General features: G+C 60.4%; 17 protein-coding genes. 3 read left to right on the top strand and 14 right to left on the bottom strand.

All coding sequences use genetic code 11. From position 1 onward, the window contains the following. Positions 1–491 precede the first annotated feature (491 nt). From NKH89_RS18000 to NKH89_RS17990, 3 genes are all read right to left on the bottom strand, one after another. Positions 492–1,877, bottom strand: coding sequence for a hypothetical protein (locus tag NKH89_RS18000; protein WP_352493866.1), 1,386 nt, complete (start codon positions 1,875–1,877; stop codon positions 492–494). A gap of 208 nt (positions 1,878–2,085) precedes the next feature. Next, positions 2,086–2,610, bottom strand: a complete 525-nt coding sequence (locus tag NKH89_RS17995) for a GNAT family N-acetyltransferase (protein ID WP_352493867.1) — start codon at positions 2,608–2,610, stop codon at positions 2,086–2,088. 74 nt (positions 2,611–2,684) lie between these two features. Continuing rightward, complete coding sequence (locus tag NKH89_RS17990) at positions 2,685–3,509, bottom strand: hypothetical protein (RefSeq protein WP_352547379.1); 825 nt, start codon at positions 3,507–3,509, stop codon at positions 2,685–2,687. A 204-nt stretch (positions 3,510–3,713) separates the two neighbouring features. On the opposite strand from NKH89_RS17990, the gene NKH89_RS17985 reads away from it, so the two are divergent. Next, a complete protein-coding gene (locus NKH89_RS17985) occupies positions 3,714–5,129 on the top strand; it encodes an adenylate/guanylate cyclase domain-containing protein (protein ID WP_352493869.1) in 1,416 nt (471 codons plus the stop codon). A 37-nt stretch (positions 5,130–5,166) separates the two neighbouring features. On the opposite strand, the gene NKH89_RS17980 is transcribed toward NKH89_RS17985, so the two are convergent. The 8 genes from NKH89_RS17980 to NKH89_RS17945 form a co-directional block, all read right to left on the bottom strand. Beyond that, positions 5,167–5,646: a class I SAM-dependent methyltransferase gene (locus tag NKH89_RS17980; RefSeq protein ID WP_352493870.1), complete on the bottom strand. Its 480-nt coding sequence runs from the start codon at positions 5,644–5,646 to the stop codon at positions 5,167–5,169. A 202-nt stretch (positions 5,647–5,848) separates the two neighbouring features. Continuing rightward, the gene (locus NKH89_RS17975; protein WP_352482321.1) at positions 5,849–7,030 is read right to left on the bottom strand and encodes an ABC transporter permease; all 1,182 of its coding nucleotides are present in this window, start codon (positions 7,028–7,030) and stop codon (positions 5,849–5,851) included. After that, the gene (locus tag NKH89_RS17970; RefSeq protein WP_023716523.1) at positions 7,027–8,025 is read right to left on the bottom strand and encodes an ABC transporter permease; all 999 of its coding nucleotides are present in this window, start codon (positions 8,023–8,025) and stop codon (positions 7,027–7,029) included. The genes NKH89_RS17975 and NKH89_RS17970 overlap by 4 nt, the downstream gene beginning before the upstream one ends. Before the next feature lie 2 nt (positions 8,026–8,027). Then, the gene (locus NKH89_RS17965; RefSeq protein WP_352909444.1) at positions 8,028–9,926 is read right to left on the bottom strand and encodes an ABC transporter substrate-binding protein; all 1,899 of its coding nucleotides are present in this window, start codon (positions 9,924–9,926) and stop codon (positions 8,028–8,030) included. Further along, a complete protein-coding gene (locus NKH89_RS17960) occupies positions 9,923–11,818 on the bottom strand; it encodes an ABC transporter ATP-binding protein (RefSeq protein ID WP_352715995.1) in 1,896 nt (631 codons plus the stop codon). The genes NKH89_RS17965 and NKH89_RS17960 overlap by 4 nt, the downstream gene beginning before the upstream one ends. A 164-nt stretch (positions 11,819–11,982) precedes the next feature. Further along, the gene (locus tag NKH89_RS17955; RefSeq protein WP_023716526.1) at positions 11,983–13,323 is read right to left on the bottom strand and encodes an adenylate/guanylate cyclase domain-containing protein; all 1,341 of its coding nucleotides are present in this window, start codon (positions 13,321–13,323) and stop codon (positions 11,983–11,985) included. 51 nt (positions 13,324–13,374) lie between these two features. After that, entirely contained in the window at positions 13,375–14,718 is a 1,344-nt protein-coding gene (locus tag NKH89_RS17950) for a nucleotide sugar dehydrogenase (RefSeq protein WP_352909442.1), read from the bottom strand. A 107-nt stretch (positions 14,719–14,825) separates the two neighbouring features. Then, positions 14,826–15,986: a DUF3095 domain-containing protein gene (locus NKH89_RS17945; protein WP_352909454.1), complete on the bottom strand. Its 1,161-nt coding sequence runs from the start codon at positions 15,984–15,986 to the stop codon at positions 14,826–14,828. Positions 15,987–16,078: 92 nt separating this feature from the next. Here NKH89_RS17945 and NKH89_RS17940 point away from each other — a divergent pair, with 92 nt between their 5' ends. Together NKH89_RS17940 and NKH89_RS17935 are read left to right on the top strand one after the other, a co-directional pair. Then, entirely contained in the window at positions 16,079–17,167 is a 1,089-nt protein-coding gene (locus NKH89_RS17940; protein WP_352855291.1) for a glycosyltransferase family 4 protein, read from the top strand. Continuing rightward, positions 17,164–17,940: a polysaccharide deacetylase family protein gene (locus tag NKH89_RS17935; protein ID WP_352590461.1), complete on the top strand. Its 777-nt coding sequence runs from the start codon at positions 17,164–17,166 to the stop codon at positions 17,938–17,940. The genes NKH89_RS17940 and NKH89_RS17935 overlap by 4 nt, the downstream gene beginning before the upstream one ends. A 90-nt stretch (positions 17,941–18,030) precedes the next feature. On the opposite strand, the gene NKH89_RS17930 is transcribed toward NKH89_RS17935, so the two are convergent. The 3 genes from NKH89_RS17930 to NKH89_RS17920 all read right to left on the bottom strand — a co-directional run bounded on the left by NKH89_RS17930 (position 18,031) and on the right by NKH89_RS17920 (position 22,329). Next, positions 18,031–18,885: an MBL fold metallo-hydrolase gene (locus NKH89_RS17930; RefSeq protein ID WP_352482314.1), complete on the bottom strand. Its 855-nt coding sequence runs from the start codon at positions 18,883–18,885 to the stop codon at positions 18,031–18,033. Between the two features lie 122 nt (positions 18,886–19,007). Next, a complete protein-coding gene (locus NKH89_RS17925; RefSeq protein WP_254023581.1) occupies positions 19,008–19,457 on the bottom strand; it encodes a cyclic nucleotide-binding domain-containing protein in 450 nt (149 codons plus the stop codon). Positions 19,458–19,614: 157 nt separating this feature from the next. Next, positions 19,615–22,329, bottom strand: a complete 2,715-nt coding sequence (locus NKH89_RS17920) for an ABC transporter transmembrane domain-containing protein (RefSeq protein ID WP_352909440.1) — start codon at positions 22,327–22,329, stop codon at positions 19,615–19,617. Positions 22,330–22,337: the final 8 nt, after the last annotated feature.

The raw sequence follows: 22,337 nt of genomic DNA, 5'->3' as shown, positions 1-22,337 counted from the left end.
ATTGGCGCTGTCGATGCGAAGGCCACAGAACGGTCGCGGTCAGTCTTTGAACTCGGGCGGAACGTCCGCATCGGAGCCGAGACTTAACATTCACGGCATCACTGGCAAGGTCCGGATATGGCGCAAGTTGCCCGTTCCGGGGCGCCGCCTTAAACGGCAAAGTTTGACCCAGAGCGGCCGCTCGGCGTGACAGTGTCGAACGTCCGAAAGCATGATAGAGCAGTCATTGCCGATTTCGAACTCGCTGTGGACGGGTTCCGCAAGGCCGGTGTCGTGCAATGACAGGTGAGGCCATGTCAGGTCAGGCCTTGAACTGCAGACGGCTCTCAGGCAAGCCATATGACTGTCGAGGCGGAAGCCGTCGTCGAAATCCCAAAACGCATCAGCGTCAAGGAAAGCGGCCGGACCAGACGCCAGAGGCTCACCGATAGTCGCCGTCGCTTGCGGTTGCTCACCAGAAAATCAACCTGAAATAAGGCTTGAAGTGAGGCTCAGGTCGGCTTGATCTCTGCCCGGCCGATCTTGCGCCATCGGGCGTTTTCGCGAACCAGTTTCAGGTCGTCGGTCGTCTCGGCAAATGTCCGCAAACGGTATTGTCGGAGCAGGTCCGGGAAGAGCGCCCCTTCCGGCAGGCCGGCAAGCTGCTCCCGGACCGAGATCTTTTCATCGATGACCCGCATGCCCCAGGCATTTTCCCGAACCTGCAGCTCAGCGGCCAGATCGCGCTCTTCCGGCGCGTTTTCGTCTAGCACGGCCAGAAGGATCGAGTGGAAAAGCGCTACATAGCCAATCTGTCTCAGGCCGCCCACGACCCGCACGCGCGGCAATATGGCAAGGACGAGGAACGTCAGGAACAAGTTCGGCAGCAGCACGCCGTCCAGCAGCCCCTGCTTGAGATGCAGCCGCTCGAACGGGATTAAAAGACCATGCGGCCTGTCAGGCTCGATCAGGTGCCCGTTCTCGAGGACGAGCTTGCGCACGCGCTCCTCGCGGATGCCCCAGAAATAGTCCGTGGCATTGGGCAGGAATCTGCCAAACGGGCTCGATGCGGCCTCTTGCAAGGCATGTTCGAGACGCTGGCGTCTTGCGGGTTCAATGAGCAGCCTGGAAAGAAGGCTGCCGTCATGTTCTAGATGCCGTGCCATGGCAGCCGCGGCGAGCCGATCATCGATGAAAACCGGCAGGGCCATGCCGGCACGATCCCAATTGGCGACCAGATCCTCGTTGAGGGCTGTCAGCGCATCGGCGGCGGTTCCAAACACCTTGTCCTGGCTGGCAAGCAGTGTGCCCAGCCAGCGGCTGGCATCCGTTTCATCGCCCACCGCCTCAAGCGCGCGCTTGTTGAGGGAAACGGGACCGGCCACGCAGGCGCTTTTGCGGCACAGTTTGTGGCGCCCGATGCCAAACAGGTTGACCTTGTCGTCGCCGACATCGAGCCATCCCGGCCCCTCCCGGCCAATTGTCTCCATGGTCATCGTCGTTCCCATGAAGCCGAAGAAGGCCGACAGCCCGTTTTCGACCGCGCCGAGCCAGGCAAGCAGGAGGGCATCGAAGGTGATCCGGTCCATCAGAAGCAGGCAGTGCAGGCCGGACTGAATCACCGGTCTGTACTCGAACTCGTCGAGGGTCTTGCCGATCTCGTCAGGCTGCATCATCACACCAAGGCGCTGATGCAAGACTTCGCGCAGGATCGATCGGGCAGCGATCGCCGGGGCCGATGCAGGCCTTGCCACCGGCCGCCACAGATGGCGGGCGTAATCGGAAACCGGTGCATTCCAGTTCTGCTCGATGTCGCGCACGACCTCCGGGCAGAGCAGCGACAGCACAGCCAGAATTTCCACCGGAGGCGTAGGCGTTGGGTCAAGGACGGCGGTCATTGGTCCCGTCTAGCCGCTTGCGGTGCAAACGCCAAGGGAGACCAGACTTGCTGGATGCGGCCGGCCCACACATAGATCGTCAACTCGATCAAGATGGTGTGAGCCGAAATGACCGTCTCCTACGGAGTTCTCCATAAGCAACCGCCTGTTCGCCGACTCGGCACGAATTGTTAGGTTGGCTAAACAGTTAAGGCCAAACCAGCGGATCTTAAAACCGCAGGCGGGCCATGCTCAGGAGGTCGTGGTACTGCCCGGCGGTAAAGCCGGCCTTCACATGCCGGCCTTCGACCTCAAAGCCGTGGCTTTTGTAGAGACGGAGGGCGGGTTCGTTGTCGGCATAGACGGTCAATTCGACCCGCTTCAGGGCGCGCCAGTTGTCGGCTACGTCAAGCAGCGCGCCAAGTATGGCGGAGCCGATACCTTTGCCGACAAAGGCATCGTCAAGGCCGATATTGATCTCGCCGATATGCGAACGGCGCGGCGAACCCTGCACGACCAGGCTGCCATGGCCGACGACCTTGCCGTCCAGCTCGGCAACGATCCAGGTGGTTTCCTGGCCGGACTTGGCGATGCGCCGCGCCACCTGCTCCACCATCTCGAAAGGCATCCTGAGCGTGCCCCAGCGGAAGCCCGGCATGTTGAAGATAGCGCAAAGCGCCTCCGCATCGCTTGGCCGGACGGACCGGAGCTGCGGCTGGATTTTCTCGGAGGGTGGCGAGGTCGTGCTGGTCATGGCGTTCCCGGCGAAGGCAATCGGCCCGGTACGATGCACCGGACGTCACCTGAAAATCCAGCCGTCTCTGCAACCTATGATGCCGATTGCGAGCTAAAATACCGGGAGGCGGCGTAGAGTTTGAAGACGCCGCTGATGCCGATCCAGCCGAAAAGGACGAGCCAGCACAATGTCCCGGTCGCTGTCCAGTCGATCCGGTGCACCGCAGCGTCGGTGATGGCGACGCCGAGGATGGCAAGCAGGCCAACCAGAAACTGCGCCAAGCCGAGCACCAGCAGTTCCTCGCGCGGCGCGCTTCTCCAGACCAGATATATACCGCCCGCACCGGCGAGGAAGACGGCGCTGTAGACCTGAGCGTGGAAGGCATCGATCGGCCATGGCCAGATGCCACTGAATGTCAGGGGAAACAGCAACAGGCCGACGCCATAGAGCCCAAGGATCGCGGATTCCGCCGGCATGTAGCCGCGCCATGCGGGATTTAAGGTCACGCCTTTTGCAGAAGGACGGGCCCTGGCCCGCCACAGGAACAGCCCGGATACCGCGACCGAAGCAAGATAGACCAAAAACCACAGCCAGGGCGCTTTGCGCTCGAAGTTGAAATAACCGAGATTGATGAACGAAGCCACCGACACGATGACGGTGAAGATGAAGGCCATGACGAGCACGAGCCTGCCGGGCGACCAGCGATTCCAGACCAGCAGCGCCGCCATCACGACCATTTCGGCGGTGTAGAAGCCACCGAGGAAGCGCGCATTGAACGGCGTGACGGCCCAAGGCCAGCCCGGTTTGACCAGAACAGGCACGAAAAACAGGCCGGCGCCTACGATCAGGACGATGATGACCACCGCAGAGAAAAGGCGCAGGGCCGCGGGAAATGGCGGGTTGTTGGATGTCGGCATGGGAGAAAATCCCAAAGATGAATGCTCCATGGACCATCATAGTGCTGCTTGCGGCCGGTGAAAATCCGCCGAATGGAAATTGGACGGTCACCAGGCTTATCCATTCGAATGGCCGTACGATCTGTTTCGAAGTAAGATGGAGCACTCGGACCAAAGACCGGTCCGGTCAACCCGCCTCGGGGCGCATTTTCCGGAACCTGCACGATGAACGAAGCTCAGGATCTGTTCTCGCTTCTGCGACAATCGGCCGATGTCGATCCACAGGCGATCGACGCGATCAAGCGAACCATCGCGGAGGGCGAGGACCGCGAACTTTGCCGCATCAATGCGCCAGCCTTCGCCAGCAAGCATGGCCTCGACGAGGAGCGCGCCATAAGCGCCTTTCTCCATGCGGCGCGGGTGGGCATCTTCGACATTTCCTGGAATGTTCTGTGCCCCGGCTGTGGCGGCGTGCTCGACACCAACGCCACGCTGAAAACCCTGCAGAAGGACGAATACACCTGCGCGCTGTGCTCCGAGGGCTATTCGCCCACCCTCGACGAGATGGTCGAGGTGACATTCACCGTCAGTCCCCGCGTGCGCAGGATTGCCGCCCACAATCCACACGAATTGCCGGTGGCGGAATATTTCCGCCAGATCTACTGGGCGTCCGGCGTCGATCTGCCGGAAGAGGATTTCGCGGAAAAGATGGAAGCGTTCTCGCTGGAGGATATCGAGCTTGCGCCCGGTGAAAAGGCGGTTCTGCCCATACAGCTTCCGTCCGAATTCATCATCGTCTTCGAGCCGGTCACCCATTCAGCGCAGTTCATCGACGGGAAGGGCGAACCAACAAAGGAGCGCCGGAGCCTCTCTTTGGCCTTCGACCGCGACCATGTCCAGAACCAGACGCTGGAGATGCAACCCGGCCCGTTGCGCATTTCGCTGGAAAACAGGACCGACACCCGCGTGCTGCCGACGGTCTTCATAGCCGGCCAGGCATTGCATGATTTCCTGGGAAAACGCCGGCCCTTCCTGACCGCCAAGCGCCTGCTCACCAACCAGACATTCCGCGATCTCTATCGCACGGATACACTCGACATTAACCAGCGCCTGAAGATCACCAGCCTGACGTTCCTGTTCACCGACCTGCGCGGATCGACCGAGCTTTACGAGCGGGTGGGCGACCTTTCAGCCTTCGATCTCGTGCGCGTGCATTTCCAGGTTCTGCACGAGATCGTCGCAGCGGAGGCAGGCGCGGTAGTGAAGACGATCGGTGATGCGGTGATGGCGACCTTCGTGACGCCTGATCGTGCGATTGCTGCCGCCCTCAGGATGCGCGATGCCATGCGTACGCTCAACGACAAGAGCGGGCGCGAGGATCTGCTGCTCAAGATCGGAGTCCACGCCGGCCCCTGCATTGCTGTGTCTATGAACGACCGACAGGACTATTTCGGCCAGACGGTCAACATTGCTTCGCGGGTCCAGAACCTTGCCAACGCACAGGCGATCTTCGCCACTCGGGCGGTGGTCGACGACAATCTCACCGCCGATCTGTTGCACAGGAAGGCGCTGACGCCCGTGCCCCACGAGGTCTCGCTGCGCGGCATTGAGCGGGAGATAGCAGTATATACGATCCCCTGAAGGCTTGGCCCCTGAAGATTTGGATCGTCTCGGCCCCTCACACGCGCCTACAGATAAAATAACGATCGGCGGGCACCGAAGGCGGCGGCGGGAGGCGTTGCAACTGCGGATGATCTAACGGCATGCCGCTGACCGCGATGCCGCCGACGCGAAGCAGGCGCGCGGTCAGATCGGGAAGCCAGGTAAGGGTCACTGCATCGCGATCTTCATAGCCAGTGCCGATGTCGGCATGAACAAGAGCGGCGTCGATGCCAATGAACCTGCTCGCGGTCTCGCGTATTTCGCCGAGCACGAGATTTTCCGCTTCGGGAATTGAGCTGGCGTGTGCGGCAAGTGCGCGGTCGAACGCTACGATCCGGCGTCCGGGCAGGCGCTCGCGCAGATGGTGGAACGTCCGGCCATTGCCGAGGCCGAGCTCGAGCACAGGCCCCTCCATTTTCGCCACCTCGGCGCAGACATGATCGAGTATGTCGCGCTGTGCGGTCATCCTCCGGATGAAACTGTCGAGGCGACTCATGTGCGATTGTATGTCCTGAACCAGTCCACGAAATCAACTGCCCCCGACCAGAGCGTTTCGCGGCTGAAACCCGACGCCGACGTGTTAAACCTAGATCGAGTCTTGCCGAGGCGAACGATGAACATTGCAACAAGCGAACAGGCCGCTGACAAGGACCATACCGGGTCGAGTCGGCGGCACGGCGCGCGGCGGAATAGCGATCTCACTTGTAGGGGTCTGCGGCGTCCCGCAAGCCGTCGCCGAGGAAGTTGAACGCCAAGATGACGAGAATGACGGGGAGCATCGGCAAAAGCAGCCATGGATAGAACGCGATGACGCTGACGCTGCGCGCCTCGGTGAGCAGGATGCCCCAGCTGGTTATCGGCGCCCTCAGGCCGAGCCCGAGGAAGCTCAGCGCCGTCTCGCCCAGGATCATGCCGGGTATGGAGATCGTCGCCGTCGCGATCAGATGCGACATGAAGCCGGGAATGAGATGCCGCCCGATGATGCGGCTGCTTCTGGCGCCCATCAATTGCGCGGCCAGAACGTAATCCTCCTCGCGCAAGGCTAGAAGCTTTGAACGCACGGCCCGCGCCAGTCCGGTCCAGTCGAGCAGCCCGAGGATGACGGTGATGCCGAAATAGATCAGGATCGGACTCCAGGTTATCGGCATGATAGCCGCCAGTGCCAGCCATAGCGGAATGCTGGGGATCGATTGCAGAACTTCGATTATCCGTTGAACGATCAGGTCGAAGATACCGCCGTGATAGCCGGCCAGTCCGCCGATGACAATGCCGAGCAGGAAGCTGAAACTGATGCCGACGAGGCCGATTGTCAGTGAAATGCGTGCACCATAGATGATGCGCGAGAGCACATCGCGCCCCAGCCTGTCAGTGCCCGCCAGAAAGAGCTGGCCGTTTTCGGCAGGACAGACAAAATGCCTGTCACCTTCGATCAGGCCCCAGAACCGGTAACTGTCGCCCTTGCAGAAGAAACGGATCCGCTGAACATCATCCTGTTTCTCGATGTAGTTCCGCTTGAGCGTGTCCATATCCAGCGTCATCTGACGGCCATAGACGAACGGCCCGACGAGCTGGCCGTTGTGGAACAGGTGCACCCGCTGCGGCGGTGAATAGATGTAGTCCATGTTGCGCGTGTGCAGATTGTAGGGCGCCAGGAACTCGCAGATCAGTATCCCGAAATAAAGCGCCGCCAGGAATATGCCGGATATGACGGCAAGCCGGTGCTTCCGGAATTTCCACCACATCAGCCGCAACTGCGACGCCTGAAAGACCTTCGACTGCTCCGGCGTCATCACCTCGACCGACTGCAGGTCAAAGGGCGCGATGGAAACGTAGTGTTGCAGTGGGGCACCCGGAGCGGGCAGCGGCGATTGCGTGTTCATTTGGTGCTGCCGCCTTGCAAACGAATTCGCGGATCAAGTAGCGCCAGCGCCAGGTCGGAAATCAGGACGCCGATGACCGTCAGGAAGGCGAGGAACATCAGGAACGACCCTGCCAGATACATGTCCTGGCTTTGGAGCGCCTTGATCAGCATCGGCCCGGTCGTTTCCAAAGACAGCACGATCGCCGTGATTTCGGCGCCGGAGATGATGGCCGGCAGGATAGAGCCGATGTCTGAAATGAAGAAATTGAGCGCCATGCGCAGCGGATATTTGACCAGCGCCCTGAAGGGATGAAGGCCTTTGGCGCGCGCGGTCACGACATATTGCTTATGTAGCTCATCGAGCAGATTGGCGCGCAGCCGCCGGATCATACTTGCCGTGCCCCCGGTGCCGATGATCAAGACCGGGATCCAGAGATGGGCGAGGATCGACTTCGCCTTGGCCCAGCTCATCGGCTCGCCGAGATATTGCTGGTCCATGAGATGGCCGATGGACGTGCCGAACCAGATGTTGGCGAAATACATCAGGATCAGCGCCAGCATGAAGTTCGGAATGGCTAGGCCGAGAAGGCCGAACAAAGTCAGGCCGTAGTCGCCCCAGCTGTATTGATGCGTGGCGGAGTACATGCCGATCGGAAAGGCTATGAGCCAGGTAAAGATGATCGTGACGAAGGAAACCAGCACGGTCAGCCACATTCGGTCCCCGACGACGTCGCGAACCGGCAGCTCATATTCGAAGGAATAGCCGAAATCGCCGTGCAGCATCCCGCCGACCCAGTAGAAGTAGCGAATGACCGGTGGCTGGTCGAAACCATATTCCTTGCGCATCATCTCGATGCGATCGGAATCCACCGCTTCGCCCTGAGCCCGAAGCTCGGCAACATAGCTGTCGAAATAGTCGCCTGGTGGAAGTTCGATGATCGTGAACACCAGTGCCGATATGACCAGCAGCGTTGGAACCATCACGGCGATGCGCCAGACAAAATATCGAAGCACGCTCAGGACTCTCCAAGCCAGAATGTATCCGGCATGTAGACACCGAAATAGGCGGTCGGGTCGTAGCCGTAGAGCGCCTTGTCAGGCAGATTGCGCAGCCGCGAGGACGCCAGAATCGGCTGATGCGTTCCGTTCACCGTGCCGATCGAAAACACCTGATCGGTATAGATCGACAGCATTGAATTCCAGATTTCGGCGCGCTCCGTGGCTTCGGTCGATGCGTTCCAGCGCTTGAGTAAAGCCATCAACTCGACCACAGGCGGAAGATCGGGCGCTTCACCGACCTTGCCATGAGACAAGTAGTGAGCACCCCAGAGCGGCCATTGCAGCTGGTCGTCGACGGTGGGGGCCAGTTGGTACGGGTTCATGTCGGCGGTCGGTACGCCATTGTCGATGCCCGACCACATCGACATCACGATCTGGCCACCAAGCGCGCGGCTGCGGAAGATGTCGCGCTGCGAAGTCCGGATGAACAGGGCGATGCCGATCTTGCGCCAGTGATCGGTGATGAGCTCGAGCGCGTCGGTTTCCAGCGTGCTTTCGCCGGCCGTTTCCACTACGAGCTGCGCCGGGCGTCCGTCGGGAAGTATCCGCAGGCCGTCATCGTCACGCGCCTGAAGCCCGACCTCGTCGAGCAGGGCATTGGCCTGGTGGGGATCATGGGCGACCCAGGCTTTCGCGAATTCCGGCCGGTAGAGCGGGCTCTCCGGCAGGACCGTATCGGCACTTTCCTGCGCCAATCCGTAGAACACAGCCAAATTGATCTCGCGCCTGTCCACAGCGAGCGAAAGTGCGCGGCGCACTCGCACGTCACGAAAAAGGCCACGCCACACCTGGTCGGCACAATTCAGATTGGGCAGCAGCGCCAGCCGCGAACCCTGTGTGCGTTTCCAGAGATGCATCTTCACAGGGTAGCGCTTCTCCGCGTCTTTCAGGAAGGAGTAATCGCTGAAGTCAATTCCCATACATTGCAGGTCGCTCTCGCCCGCACCGGTCTTGGCGGAGATGATCGCCGACGAGCTGACATTCATGACGATCCGGTCAACATAGGGCAGTTGCCGGCCATTCTCGTCTATTCGATGAAAGAACGGGTTGCGCTCGAAGACGAATTGCTCGGCCGGCGGCTTGGTCCGGTTCTGCCAGGGATCGAGCGTCGGCAGTTCCGGGTTCTCCGGGCGATACTGCCGCGACATGCGGATATGCAGGAGCGTCCATTTCTGGGCCCGGTTCTCCTTCATTAGGCCGGCGAGCCGGAATGGATCCTGGTATTTCTTGTGGAACTGCTTGAGATAGGCGGCTGGCAGAACAAGCGATATCGGCGAAGCAGCGGCGAGCTTGGGCAGGAAGTCGGGATTGGGCGCATCCCAACTATAGCGGACCGTCGACGGATCGACGATCTCGAAGCGTGGCGGCTTGCCATCCGCCAGCAGGGCCGGGGCGAGCCCGCCTTGCGAAAGCTCATCGTTCAGCCAGACATCTTCCCAGCAATAGCGAAAATCCTCCGGCGTCAGCAGGCTACCGTCAGACCATTTATGTCCTTCCCGTATCTTGAAAGTGAAGACACGATCATCCGCTACATCGAAACTTTCGAGAATGTCGGCTTGCAAGTTAAGCTTTTCGTCATAGCCGACCAGGCGAGCGTACCCGTAGATCGTCATCATCCGGATATCTTTCTGGCTGCCGATGATCGTGCGCAGCGTGCCGCCATACTGGCCGGGCTGCCGACCCATCGCAGCGAGATTCAATGCGCGCGGGCGCTTGGGCAGGCGTTCGGCGAGGGCCGGCAGCGCCCTGGCCTTCAGCTGCGGCTGAAGAAATTCCGGCTCCAGATCGCCGGCGCGCAACGTGCCCGGCAGAAATGCCGAAGCCATGAGCCCAAGGACGGTGCGCCGGCTGATCAATGGCGTAGCTCGCTGACATCGGCCGAACGTCGGGCCAGCACGAGGTGGCCGCCGCCAAGATCGAGCGGCAACAGCATATCCTCGTCGCCCTCGTCGCGGAATTGCGGTCCCCATGCGCTGGTGTCGGAAGCGCCGCTGAGCTTCAGCGTCTTGAAATCCATCGGCCTGTCGAGATCGGGGAAAGGTACTGCGGCGACCAGTGAGCGCGTGTAGGGGTGGATAGGTTTCCTAAGCAGAATTTCGCGCGGCGCGAGCTCGACGATACGCCCGCCGCACATCACCGCGATGCGGTCTGCCATGTAGTCCACCACCGCCAGGTTGTGGGATATGAACAGGTAGGTCAGGCCCAGTTCCTTCTGCAGGTCCTTCAGAAGGTTCAGAATCTGCGCCTGGACAGAGACATCGAGTGCCGAAACCGGCTCGTCGCAGATCAGGAGTTCAGGTCCCAGCGCCAACGCGCGCGCGATGCCGATACGCTGACGCTGCCCGCCGGAGAAACTGTGCGGATAACGCTTTATGAAGCGCGGATCGAGCCCGATTGCCTGCATCAGGCTCTTGACCGTGGCGAGTCGGGACGCGGCATTGCCACGTTGATGGATTTCCAGCGGCTCGCTCAAGATGTTCTCCACCGTCATGCGAGGTGAAAGCGACGAAACCGGGTCCTGGAAGACCATCTGGATTTTCGCGCGCAGCAGGCGCAGGGCGTCTCCCTCGGCTTCCAAGACGTCGATCGGACCATCGCGGCCGTTGAAGATCACAGAGCCGCCGCTAGGGGTGACAGCCCGCATGAGGATCTTGCTGACCGTGGTTTTGCCGGAGCCGCTTTCGCCGACAAGACCCAGGCACTCACCCCGCCTGATATCGAAGCTCACGCCGTCCACGGCGCGAACAGGGGTTTGATGATCTCCGCCGAACCATCCGGACTTGCGGATCGTGAAGGTCTTTGTCAGATCGCTGACCGACAGCAGGATGTCGTCCGGCCCCTTCGATGCCAGCGCCGTCTGCTTGCCGAGCAGGTTCCCGACATTCACCGGCACCTCGCGGAGCGCCTTTAGCCTTTCGCCAGGCTTCAGGTCGAAATGCGGAACGGCTGCCATCAGGCCCTTCAGGTAAGGGTGACCTGGCCGGCGGAATATCGCCTCCACAGGTCCCGCTTCCATGATCTCGCCATGGTACATGACCACCACCTCGTCGGCGACATTGGCGACCACGCCAAGGTCGTGCGTGATCAGCAGCATCGCCATGTTCAGCTTCGTCTGAAGCTCGCGCAGCAATTGCAGGATTTGCGCCTGGATGGTGACGTCCAACGCCGTCGTCGGCTCGTCGGCGATCAACAGGGCGGGCCGGCAGATAAGCGCCATGGCGATCATTGCGCGTTGACGCAATCCTCCCGAAAGTTCAAAGGGATACATGTCATAGGCGCGCTTGGGGTTGGGAAAGCCGACAAGGCCGAGCATTTCCTTGGTCAGCGCCTTGCGCTCCACCCGAGCCATGGGCGTATGAATCTGCAGGGATTCGCTGACCTGATTGCCAATCGTGTGCAACGGCGACAGCGATGTCATCGGCTCCTGAAAGATCTTGCCGATGCGGCTGCCTCTCAACGCCCGGATTTCGGGTCCGTCACGCGGCATTTGCAGGATATCCTGCGTCGTGCCGGGCTTTTCAGGATCGGAAAACAGGATACGGCCGCGGACATGGGCTGTGTTCGGCAAAATGCCCATAACTGCCTGGCTGAGAACCGATTTTCCGGAACCGGACTCGCCCACAAGCGCGGTAACCTTGCCGGGCAGGACGCGAAGATTTGCACGCCTGACGGCATGCAACGGTCCCCCTATAATGGCAAAAGAGATGCCAACATCCTCGATCCGCAGCAGATCAACGCTCGAATTCATTCTCACACCAGCCCCACTCTGGCGGCCTGCCGGTCGGCAGGCCCAGAAAGCGAGACTAGCGCATTGCCAGCCTAGAGCAACTTGGATTCGAAACGGTCGCCAGTTCCCCGGCGGAACCGGCGACCGGACTGCATACCAAAGGCGTTCGGATCAGATCGTGACGGTTACTGGAGCTTCCTCGGGTCGCCCGCCGACAGCCGCGCGGCATCGCGATGAAGCAGCATGACCTGCTCGGCGTCCGATATTCGGTCGTAAATCGGCTCCAGCGCACCGTCTTCATCGAGTGCAAGAGCACCCGACAAATCGGGTGAAAGCACCGTCAGCTTCTGCTTGATGCCCGCCAGTTCCTCCTTGCCGAGCGTCAGCCAGTTGTTGGCGCTGCAATAGCCGGCGAAATCTTCGCTGGCGAGAACGCTGTGCGAATATTTCTTGGTCAGGGTCTGAAGGCGCTGGACCTCGTTTACAGCCGAGCCGAAGACAGAGAATGTGAGCCGGTCGGAAAGCCCGACATTGCCGAACATCACATTGCCGACATGCAGGCCGATGCCGAATTTAATGTCGCCCAACCGCTGCTCCTTTCTGCGCAGATTGAGATCCATCATGCGCGCGGTGGCCTTGTGCGCTGCCGCAAGGGCAGCCCGGCAGGCGATCTCGGACTGCGCACGGTGCCTTTCGCAAGGGTAGACAGCAATGAAGCCATCCCCCAGGAAACTCATGATCTGCCCGCCTCTGCGATTGAAAGGTGCAGCAATGGCATCGAAAAACTGGTTCAGCGTATCGATATAGATTTCGCGGCCGGAGGTTTCGGCAAGCCTTGTCGACCCGCGCATATCGGCCATGACCAGTGCAGCCCGGATTGTGTCGCCCTCGCCGCGCTTGATCTGGCCGTCCAGCACCCGCCTGCCGGCGTCGCCGCCGAGATAAGTGGTCATCATGTTGTCGGCGAGCTTGGTGAGCACCGCCATCTTGGTTGCGATAGCGAGATGGTTCTGGATCCGCAGCAGCGCCGAAATCATGTTGTCACTGAAGCCTGCAGCACTGTCGGTGGACCAAGACCCGATCATGCCCTGACTGGTGTTGCCGCTGAAGGGATGGACGAAAGCCATGTAATCGGTGACGCCCATAAGCTTGAGGTCATCGAAAACAGGAAATTCAGACGGCACCGACGGGTCGAGCCGGCGCCGCAGATGGTCGAGTTTGTGGCTGAGCAGATGGTAGTATGGGCTGGTCAGGAATCTGTCGGAAGGAACGCCGTCGTCATGACGGAAGCCTTCTACTTCCAAGCCCTGGCCGCGGAGCCAGGTGAAGCCAAGCGCGTCATAAAGCGGATGAAGCATCGAAAAGCTCAAATGCACCCGCCTCAACGGCAGGCCGGCAGCAGCCAGCCGTTCACAAAAGCCCTTTACCAATGTTTCCAGGTCGTCGCCCGCCAGCGCCGATTGGGTCAGCCAATCAGCAACCTTATCCATGAGAATGGCAGAAATTTCTGCTTGCGCTGTGCTCATGCTATCTCGAAATCTCCTTGATCCGCCACAAATTCGCCGGCTCGGACGCCGTCAGGCCTTCACCACCGTCTCTCGGGTTAGCCCGAGGCGGCCAAAAACATTGCGTGTGTCGACGATCAGAAGAGCGTGATCCGCGATCGCCTGATAGTCAATCGCGTCGTGGTCGGTTGCAACGACGACAGCATCGAAATCCTTCAAGGCCGCCTCGGTCAATTCGACCGAGCGACGCCCCTTGATCGCCATATGCTCCCGTGTGGTCGGGATCTCCGTAACATGCGGATCGTGGAATTCCGCCTTGCCGCCCCATTCCTCGATGAGTTCAATGAGCCGCAATGAGGGGCTTTCGCGGATGTCGGGCACATTCTTCTTATAGGCGAGCCCGATGATGAGAATGCGCGAGCGGCTGAGCGCCTTGCCGCAGCGCCGGTCCAGCGCCTTCGCCAGTTCATCGACCACATGACGCGGCATCGCCGTGTTGATCTCTGCCGCCAGCTCGATGAAGCGGGTCGGCAGTTCATATTCGCGCGCCTTCCACGTCAGGTAGAAGGGATCGATCGGAACGCAGTGGCCGCCAAGTCCGGGGCCGGGATAGAAAGGCATGTAGCCGAAGGGCTTGCTCTTTGCCGCCTCGATCACCTCCCAGATGTCTATGCCCATCGCACCGAGCACGACCTTCAACTCGTTGACCAGGGCTATGTTGACCGAGCGGAAGATGTTTTCCGTCAGCTTGACCGCCTCGGCGGTCGCCGTGGTGGAAACCGGAACAACGGTCTTGACCACGCCCTGGTAGAAAGCCTGAACGAGTGTCGCCGCTTCAATGCCGTCGCCTGCCACGATCTTGGGGATCGTCGCGACTTCAAAGCTTCGGTTGCCGGGATCCTCGCGTTCGGGCGAGAAGCCGAGGAAGAAATCTATCTTCGACCGCAAGCCGGTTTCTTCCAGTATGGGCTTGATCACGTCGTCGGTGGTGCCGGGATAGGTGGTCGATTCCAGCACGATCAGCTGGCCGAGACGCAGATGCTTCGCGATGGTGCCTGCCGTGTTCCTGACAAAGGAGAGGTCCGGCTCACGGTTTTTCGTCAGCGGTGTCGGAACGCAGATGGTGATGACATCGCAGACGGCCAGTTCAGCAAAATCCGCAGTGGCGCGGAACCGTCCGCTCGCCACCTGGCCGGCAAGGGCTGTCGAGGTCACCGCCTCGATATAGGATTGGCCGTTGTTCAGGCTCTCGACCTTCTGGGCTTCGACGTCGAAGCCGGAAACCGGGAAGCCGGCGCGTGCGATCGCAACCGCCAGCGGCAGCCCGACATACCCCAATCCGATCACGCCGACTTGCGCGGCGCGCGTCGAAATCCGGTTCAGAAGACGGTCATATGTCGATCGTGAGGCGTCCAAAAAATCTGCTTTCCCTTAATTCGGACAGACCGTCCGCTTCCATGGCGAGGCTCACTTGGTCCCAAGAACCCCGAGGCATATTGCGGAAAATCGATGTCCGCAAGCTGTCAGACCGGCACCTTCGCCTTCAGGCTTGCTGCAGCCATCGCATAGCCGCCGGCGGCGCCATCGATGAAATGAACGTGATCGCGCTGCAGCGGCGAGGCGACGAGGCATGTCATCAAGGCCGATTTCTGGCGGTGCAGGCCATAGTTGCAGATGCCCGCTTCTTCCGCCTGTTTCAGCCGGTTCTCGATCCGTTGCAACACATCCGCGTCAACGTCGATGGTCATCTTCAAGCCGTCGTCGAACTTCCGGAAATCCGAATTGCTGGCCACGTCGCGTTTGTAGATCTTCGGATCGAATTTGCCGATCGTCCAGCCATATCTATCGGTAACAGCCGTAAGCGTCATCAGGAACACTATCCACAGCTTCGACAGCCATCGCCGTCCTGCCGGCGCCGTGGCGCGCGCCTCGATATCGAGGCCGGCGGGCAGCAAACTGTAGTCCGGTCCGTTCATCGGCACCGGGTGGCCATCGCGTTCCTGCCTGCCGGCAAGGGCGATGATGTCGGAAACCAGAAACTGAAAACCGCGCAAGTCGCGCGACGCCCCCGGTATGGCTATGATCGAGACGATTTCGCCATTCCGGGCTTCGATCGGGTTCCAGCGGCACGAGAGGCCGGTCAGATCCGGCCGCGCGCCGGCCGGCGCTGGATCGATGCGGTAGCGCCCCGCTTTCATCTCGGCTTCCGCCCAACTGCCGCCACCGCCGGCGAACATGGCATAGAAGACCGCTTCGGAGGCCTGGAACCTCGCCACGCGAACGTCGAGGCCTTGCGCTCTGATATCCTTTATCGGCACGATTGCGGCACGCAAGGTCAGGTCGAGTTCGTCCGCCACCCATCTCTGGACAGCCGCCAGCGCGTTGCGGGTGATCTCCAGCGCCGAGCCGGGAAATGCCACGAGCGCGCCGTCGCCGCCGAAGACAAAGGGAAGATCTTGCCGACCCAGCGCATTGAGCAGCGCCGAAATGACGCTGGCACCGGCCATATTGACGGTTTTATAGCGCCCAGCCCCGATCGCCTTGGTCGAGCCGACGATGTCGGCGGTGGCCAGCGCCCAGCCATCGGGGAGAGGCCGATAGTTATCGATATCGGCAACGCTTTCGAACTTTGCGAAGACCGGCAGGGAAGCGACAAACGGATCGGACGCGGCAGCTGTTTCCATGAGCATCAGATAGCACATTCCACTGCTTGAAGGTGAAGTCGATCATGCTTCGAAATTGACTTGCGCTGGCTTTCCGATGATAGGGTCCGGCGATGCGAATTGCCTTCTACGCGCCGCTGAAGTCGCCCAATCATCCCGTTGCCTCCGGCGACCGCCAGATGGCACGGATGCTGGTCAAGGCGCTGGAGCATGGAGGGCATAGCGTCGAACTAGCATCCGAATTACGCTTCTATCTACGCGAACCGGATTCGAAAAGTTTCGACGCGCTCAAGATCGAGGCCCGGGAGGAAGCCGCGCGGCTGGCAAGGCTTTGGGATCGTGACGGCAAGCCCGGTCTGTGGTTCACCTATCATCCCTATTACAAGGCGCCCGACCTGATCGGGCCCGAGCTGGCGTTGGCCTTTGGTGTCCCCTATGTGACAGCGGAAGCCTCCTATTCGAGGCGGCGCAACACCGGTTTGTGGGCCGATACGCAAGCGTTGGTGGCGCGAGCCGTCGAACAGGCAGCGCTGAACATCTGCTTCACGCAAAGGGATCGTCAGGGACTGGCAGATGCGATTCCCGACGCCGCTTTCGGCATGCTTTCGCCCTTCATCGACACATCGGTATTCCGGGAAACGCCGGCACGGAGTTGTCCGACGCGCCTCGTTACCGTCGCCATGATGCGCCCGGGCGACAAAGTCGAAAGCTATCGCATGCTGGCGCAAGCGCTCGGTCCGATCGGCCACCTGCCCTGGACCATGTTGGTCGTCGGGGATGGGCCTGCCCGTGACGAGGTCAAAGCGCAATTCGCCGGCTTGCCCGCCGCCCGTATCGAATGGCTTGGCGCGATTGAGCCAGCCGCCGTGCCGGATGTCCTCTACAGTGGGGGAATCTACGTCTGGCCGGGTTGCGGCGAGGCCTATGGCGTTGCCTATCTTGAAGCACAGGCCGCCGGCCTTCCGGTGGTGGCTCAGGACATCGCCGGCGTGCCGGAGGTCGTGCGGGATGGCCAGACCGGGTTTCTCACCCCGCCGGGCGATGTGGCGGCGTTCGCTTCTGCCATTGAAAGGCTTCTGGCCCGTAACGACGAAAGAACCATCATGGGCGCGGAAGCCAGACGTTTCATCCTCGAAGAACGTTCCCTCGGTGCTGCAGTGGCGCGGCTGGCCGAACTCCTTGCGAAGATCCCGGTTTCATGACATCCGATCAGATCTGGCAGCCCTTGGTGGAAGAACTGGCGTGCCGGCAACGGGCAGATCGCAAGGCAGAGTTTTGGCTGCGCGACGATGACGCCGTGGATCCGACGCCTGCGCTTGATCGGCTGCTCGACCTCACCGGTGAATTCGCGGTTCCGGTGACTCTGGCCGTCATTCCGGCCCTGACTGATGAGAAGCTTGTCGTCCGGCTTGACGAGGCGCCGCATGCCACGGTCGCCATCCATGGCTGGGCGCACCGAAATCATGCGCCCGAGGACCAGAAAAAGCAGGAGCTCGGCGCGCATCGGCCACGCGAGGCGGTGCTCAATGATCTGGCTCGCGGGCTGTCGCACGTAACCGGCCTGCACGGCGCACGTACCGTTCCGATGCTGGTGCCACCCTGGAACAGGATCGACGCCGGCCTGGTATCCGACCTTGGATCGATAGGATTTGCGGCATTGTCGGTCTATGGGCCGCCGAGGCGTGCTTCACTGGCGGTCATCAACAGCAATGTCGACATCATGGATTGGCATGGCACGCGCGGCTGCCGCGATCACGGCCTATTGGTTCAGGCTATCATCGCGCAATTGCAGCATGCATTCGATGGCGGCGAACCGGTCGGTCTGCTCACCCACCATCTCGTACACGATGAATCGGCCTGGCTTTTCCTCGAACGGCTGTTCGCCGTCACCGCACGGACTGAAGCCTGCGCATGGCTTCCGATCAGGACATTGATCGGGCGCAGCGCCGGTAGAGCAATTCCAGGAAAAGTGTGAACGATTTTCCGTCTGGAATTGCGTCAAAACAAAGAGATAGAGCGCTTCGCCGTTTCTGTGAAACGGTGAAGCGCTCTAGAGGAAAATAGCTCAGCGCTTTTTGCGCAATGAGACTGGAAGTTTGAGCGTCTGGCCATCCCGCGCGGCAAAAGCGCCGGTAAACCTGTCCTTGGCCAGTTTCTCGATCTTGTCCAGTTCCTTGTCGGTGCGTGTCGGATCGTGGTGAAACAGCGCAAGCCCCCGCGCACCGGCCGCCTCACAGAGCTTGACGCCCTGTTGCCATGTCGAGTGCCCGTAACCGCGGCGGCGTTCCATTTCCTCCTCGGTGTAGGTGCAATCGTAAATGACGAGGTCGGCATCTTCGATCAGGCCGAGCACCGTCTGATCGAGTTTGTCCGGCTCGTGCTCAGTGTCTGTGATCACCGCCACGACGCGGCCGCCCCATTCGACCCGGTAGCCTATGCAGCCGCCCGGATGGATAAGACTGCCGGTTCGGACCACCACCCCTTCGCGCGGGCGAAGCACGTCTCCGGATACGAAATCGCGATAGTCGAGGCTTGCCTTGCTGATCTCCAGTTTCACCGGAAACCACGGCGGCCGCATGAACTCATCGATCATCTGCCGGGTGGTCATGTGTCCTGCAAGATGCCCGGACCAAAGCGTAACCTTGGCGCCCCGGTCATAGATCGGCGCAAAAGACGGCAGCCCGATGATGTGATCGTAATGGCAATGGGTGAAAAGCAGGTCGAAATCGGTGACGCCCAACGCCTGAAGCGCCGCGCCGGCAGGCCGTAGGCCAGAGCCTGCGTCGAACAGAAGCGTATGCTTACCGCATCGCATCTCGACGCAGATTGAGTTGCCGCCATAGCGAGAGAATTCTGGCCCTGATACCGAAATGCTGCCGCGGACACCCCAAAACCTGACCAGGAAAACGTTGTCGTCCATGCTACCCCTTCGCCCATCATATCCAAACAACTGCTGCTAGGCGAGACAGGCTTTCTCCGGGTGATCTTCTCAGCGAGAGGACAGTGCCGTCACGACGGCGAGGATCGAGCGCACGTCCTTCGTTATTTGGCGCTTCGTGCGTCGATCAGATCCGCGGTTGTATGGCTTAGGCGATCGGCAAGAACCCGCAATATCTCGATGGTCATTTCCGGGAACTCCCTCATAAGCCTCAGGAAATGATCCTTGCGGATTCTCAGGACTTCCAGCGGACTTGCCGCTCTGACGGTGGCAGTGCGGGAGCTGTTGCACAATATGGCGATCTCGCCAACGATCGAATTTGGCTCCAGTTCGGCAACTTTTATCGGTCCGCTGTCGGAATCGACAAGAATATCCGCCCTGCCTGAAAGGATGACATAGGCGGCGTCTCCCTCGTCGCCCTGCCGGAAAAGGATCTGGCCGGCGCTGTAGCTCACACGATCGGATGTGAACGCAAGCAGCTTGAGCTTTGTCGGCTCGATGGCAGAGAACAAGGGAACGCGTTGCAGCATTCCAACTTCATCCTTGAGCAGCATTGTCGCAAACCTTCCAAAATTCGCGTTTGCCAGACTAGAGCAACGGACGCCCAGATGGAATCAATTCTCTTTTCGAGACGGCGAGACAAACCACGCGAAAGGTGGCGAGCCCGATGTCGTGCACCGGCAGAATGATCCCATCTGAATGTCCGTTGCTCTATGACAACAGTTCCTTGAAGATACCGTTCCCTGCCAAAAGTGTCTCGTGTGTTCCGTCTTCCGCCAATTGACCCGAGTCGAAGACGATAACGCGATCGAACATCATCGCCATTGCCGGATTCGTCACGACCCATACAATTGCCGGCGAATGGCCGTCGCGCCTGGCTTCCTCGAGCACGTTTCGCAGCACCTTATCCTGCATGCGCTGGTCGAGCGCCGAAAGTGGCCGGTTGAGAATGAGAAAATCGGGACGCTTGAGCAGGGCCCGGGCAACATCGAGCTTCTGTCGCTGTCCACCGGTCAGCCGCCTGCCGCCGGAGCCGACGTTGAAGTCCAGGCCGACATCCAGAAGTTCGGCATAAAGCCCCAGTTCGTCAAGAATGTCATAGACGATGGAGCGTATGCGGTCCGGTGCGTCGGGATGGTTGTTGCCCACACGCCCGAACAGGACGTTATCCATGACGGTGGCCGCGGCAATGTATTTGGCAGGGTCATACCGTTCGACCGCATTTTGCAGTTCGGGCGGCAGGTTTTCATAGAACCGGCTGCGTGCAGCGACGATCTTGCTCATCAGCTCGTCGCTCAGCAGGCCGAAGCGATGCCGGGGCTCGATGTAGGCAAAGCTCAAGGTGACGATCATGGCGCGATCGTTCTCTGAAACCGCCTCGTGAGGACGGTTCTTGAGCCGTTGTAGCAAGGTTTCGTAGGCGGGTATCTCCTCGGCGCTCATGAAGGCGAGCTGCTGGAAGAACTGGTGATCGGGCGGCAGGTCGGCAAACAGCTCGATCGCCTGTTTGGCGATCTCCAAGCCCATTTCGTAGAGCGTGCGGTCGAGGCCGGCTTGCCTCAGCACAGAAGCAAAATAGGGATTGGCCGCCAGGGCCCTGTCGGCCAGTTCGGGGCCGGCGGCAGCGCCGAAGAGCAGGTTTTGGCCGATCGTTGCTTCCTTGTTGTAGGCGCCCGGTTCGAAAGGAACCACCAGTCCGCTCAGCCCCTCTTGTTCCAGCCGGGTTCGCAGCGCCGCACGCAGTTCAACGATCCGCCTGGCAAGCTCCGTGTGACGCGTGAGGTCGGCCGAAGAGCGCAAGCCGAGATCCAGAATGTCGCGCGACAGAACAACCGCGTCGAGCACCCGGCGCACGGCTTCAAAGAGGTCGTGCGGGCCGGTAGCCCCGGCGGAAGCATAGTTGATCCAGTCGCTGTGGATATCGAGATCCGGATTGCCCGACCGGCGCGCCTCGTGGATATTCCAGCGGTGCTGGTCTGCCGCGGCACCGTCATAAGGCACCGATGTCAGCGGCGCATGCTTCAACCCGTAGAGCAGGTTGTCGCGGAGGCTTGCCTGGAACAGGAAAACATCCGACGAGGCATAGGACATGCGCCGGCCGGTCACTGCCTCGGGAAGTTCAAGCAGGTCGTCGGTACCCGAAGCGACCCTTCCGCTGTCCGGCCAGTTCAGCCGCGCGAAGGCTTCTGCAAGCGCCTCCGCTCCACCTGTTGCGGTACTGACCAGCGCCACCGTCTCACCCGGCTTGACCTGGAGGGAGATACGGTTGAGGAGCATTGCACCGCCATCGTCTGCTATAGACAGATTGATCGCCGATAGGGGATTGGTCATCGGATCAGGATCGTCGATCGTCAATGCCCCGATTTTCGGCGCGATGAGACCCTCGACGGTGAACTGTTCAACGACCTGTTGATATTTGACCTGGACATCCTGCCGATCCTGATCCCAGTCGATCAGTTCCTTCATCGGTCCGGGCAGGTCCTTGTAGGCGCCGATCACGGCCACGAGCTGGCCGACGTCCAGCCTCCCCTGGATGACCAGATACCCGCCGATCATATAGAACAGAAAGGGCGTGAGCTGCGCGAGAAAATTGTTGAGGAACTTCACCATGAATTTCCATTGGTAAAGATCGAAGCGGATCTTGAAGATGAGCCCGAGCCGGGCAGCTATGTCGGCGCGCTCGTAGTTTGATGTATCGTGGACGTGAACCGCGCCGATGCCGTCGACGATTTCGCCAACCCGGCCCGAAAGCGCGCGCGCCGTCAACTGCCGTTGGCGCCCGAGCACGATCAGCCGCCGCCGCATTCGCGGGATGAGTACGATCTGGATCACCACGATCACGACCGCTATCATTCCGAGCCAGACGTTCTGGATCATGATGAACAGCATGGCCGTCACCGCCTGGCCGCCGAGCAGTACCGGCTGCAGGAAGGCGTCGCCGATGAAGCCGCCCAGCGGCTCTACCTCGTCCTTCACCATGGTCGCCACTTCGGCGGATTTCACCCGCTTGAAGTAGACCGGCGGAAAACGCAGCACACGGTCCACCAGATCGAAGCGGATACGTCGCAGCATGCGTTCGCCGAGGCGGCCCTTGTAGGTGTTGATGTAGAATTTGAACAGGCCGTTGATGACGACTAGCAAGAGGAACACAAGGCTCAGGGCAAACAGGGTCTCCTTGCGGTCGAGCTGAAAACCGGAGAAGAACTGGACCTCTCCAATGAACGGCAGGTTATAGTGTAGCCTCATGAATGGCTGGGTCGCGCCCGGTTGCTCGAAGCCCCTACCTTGGATCGGGCCGTTGACGATCAGCTTCGGTAGGTCGAAGGACATGAAATACGGGACCATCGAAAGCACGACGATCATCAATATCCAGAGCTGCTGCTTCTTGGTGTGCGTCCAGATGTAGCGGGCTAGGCTGGGTTCCATATGCGACT

Origin of the sequence: Mesorhizobium sp. M0923, from assembly GCF_040319365.1 — a bacterium.
Classification (GTDB): domain Bacteria; phylum Pseudomonadota; class Alphaproteobacteria; order Rhizobiales; family Rhizobiaceae; genus Mesorhizobium.
The sequence above is the reverse complement of the archived record's forward strand: the minus strand, read 5'-3'. Positions and strand labels throughout refer to the sequence as shown.

Bases quoted from the DNA above. Each gene is read 5' to 3' on its own strand.
- NKH89_RS17955 (WP_023716526.1), bottom strand. From the start codon at position 13,323: ATGAGCACAGCGCAAGCAGAAATTTCTGCCATTCTCATGGATAAGGTT.
- NKH89_RS17935 (WP_352590461.1), top strand. From the start codon at position 17,164: ATGACATCCGATCAGATCTGGCAGCCCTTGGTGGAAGAACTGGCGTGC.
- NKH89_RS17985 (WP_352493869.1), top strand. From the start codon at position 3,714: ATGAACGAAGCTCAGGATCTGTTCTCGCTTCTGCGACAATCGGCCGAT.
- NKH89_RS17920 (WP_352909440.1), bottom strand. From the start codon at position 22,329: ATGGAACCCAGCCTAGCCCGCTACATCTGGACGCACACCAAGAAGCAG.
- NKH89_RS17975 (WP_352482321.1), bottom strand. From the start codon at position 7,030: ATGAACACGCAATCGCCGCTGCCCGCTCCGGGTGCCCCACTGCAACAC.
- NKH89_RS17990 (WP_352547379.1), bottom strand. From the start codon at position 3,509: ATGCCGACATCCAACAACCCGCCATTTCCCGCGGCCCTGCGCCTTTTC.
- NKH89_RS17980 (WP_352493870.1), bottom strand. From the start codon at position 5,646: ATGAGTCGCCTCGACAGTTTCATCCGGAGGATGACCGCACAGCGCGAC.
- NKH89_RS18000 (WP_352493866.1), bottom strand. From the start codon at position 1,877: ATGACCGCCGTCCTTGACCCAACGCCTACGCCTCCGGTGGAAATTCTG.
- NKH89_RS17925 (WP_254023581.1), bottom strand. From the start codon at position 19,457: ATGCTGCTCAAGGATGAAGTTGGAATGCTGCAACGCGTTCCCTTGTTC.
- NKH89_RS17960 (WP_352715995.1), bottom strand. From the start codon at position 11,818: ATGAATTCGAGCGTTGATCTGCTGCGGATCGAGGATGTTGGCATCTCT.
- NKH89_RS17995 (WP_352493867.1), bottom strand. From the start codon at position 2,610: ATGACCAGCACGACCTCGCCACCCTCCGAGAAAATCCAGCCGCAGCTC.
- NKH89_RS17940 (WP_352855291.1), top strand. From the start codon at position 16,079: ATGCGAATTGCCTTCTACGCGCCGCTGAAGTCGCCCAATCATCCCGTT.
- NKH89_RS17930 (WP_352482314.1), bottom strand. From the start codon at position 18,885: ATGGACGACAACGTTTTCCTGGTCAGGTTTTGGGGTGTCCGCGGCAGC.
- NKH89_RS17945 (WP_352909454.1), bottom strand. From the start codon at position 15,986: ATGGAAACAGCTGCCGCGTCCGATCCGTTTGTCGCTTCCCTGCCGGTC.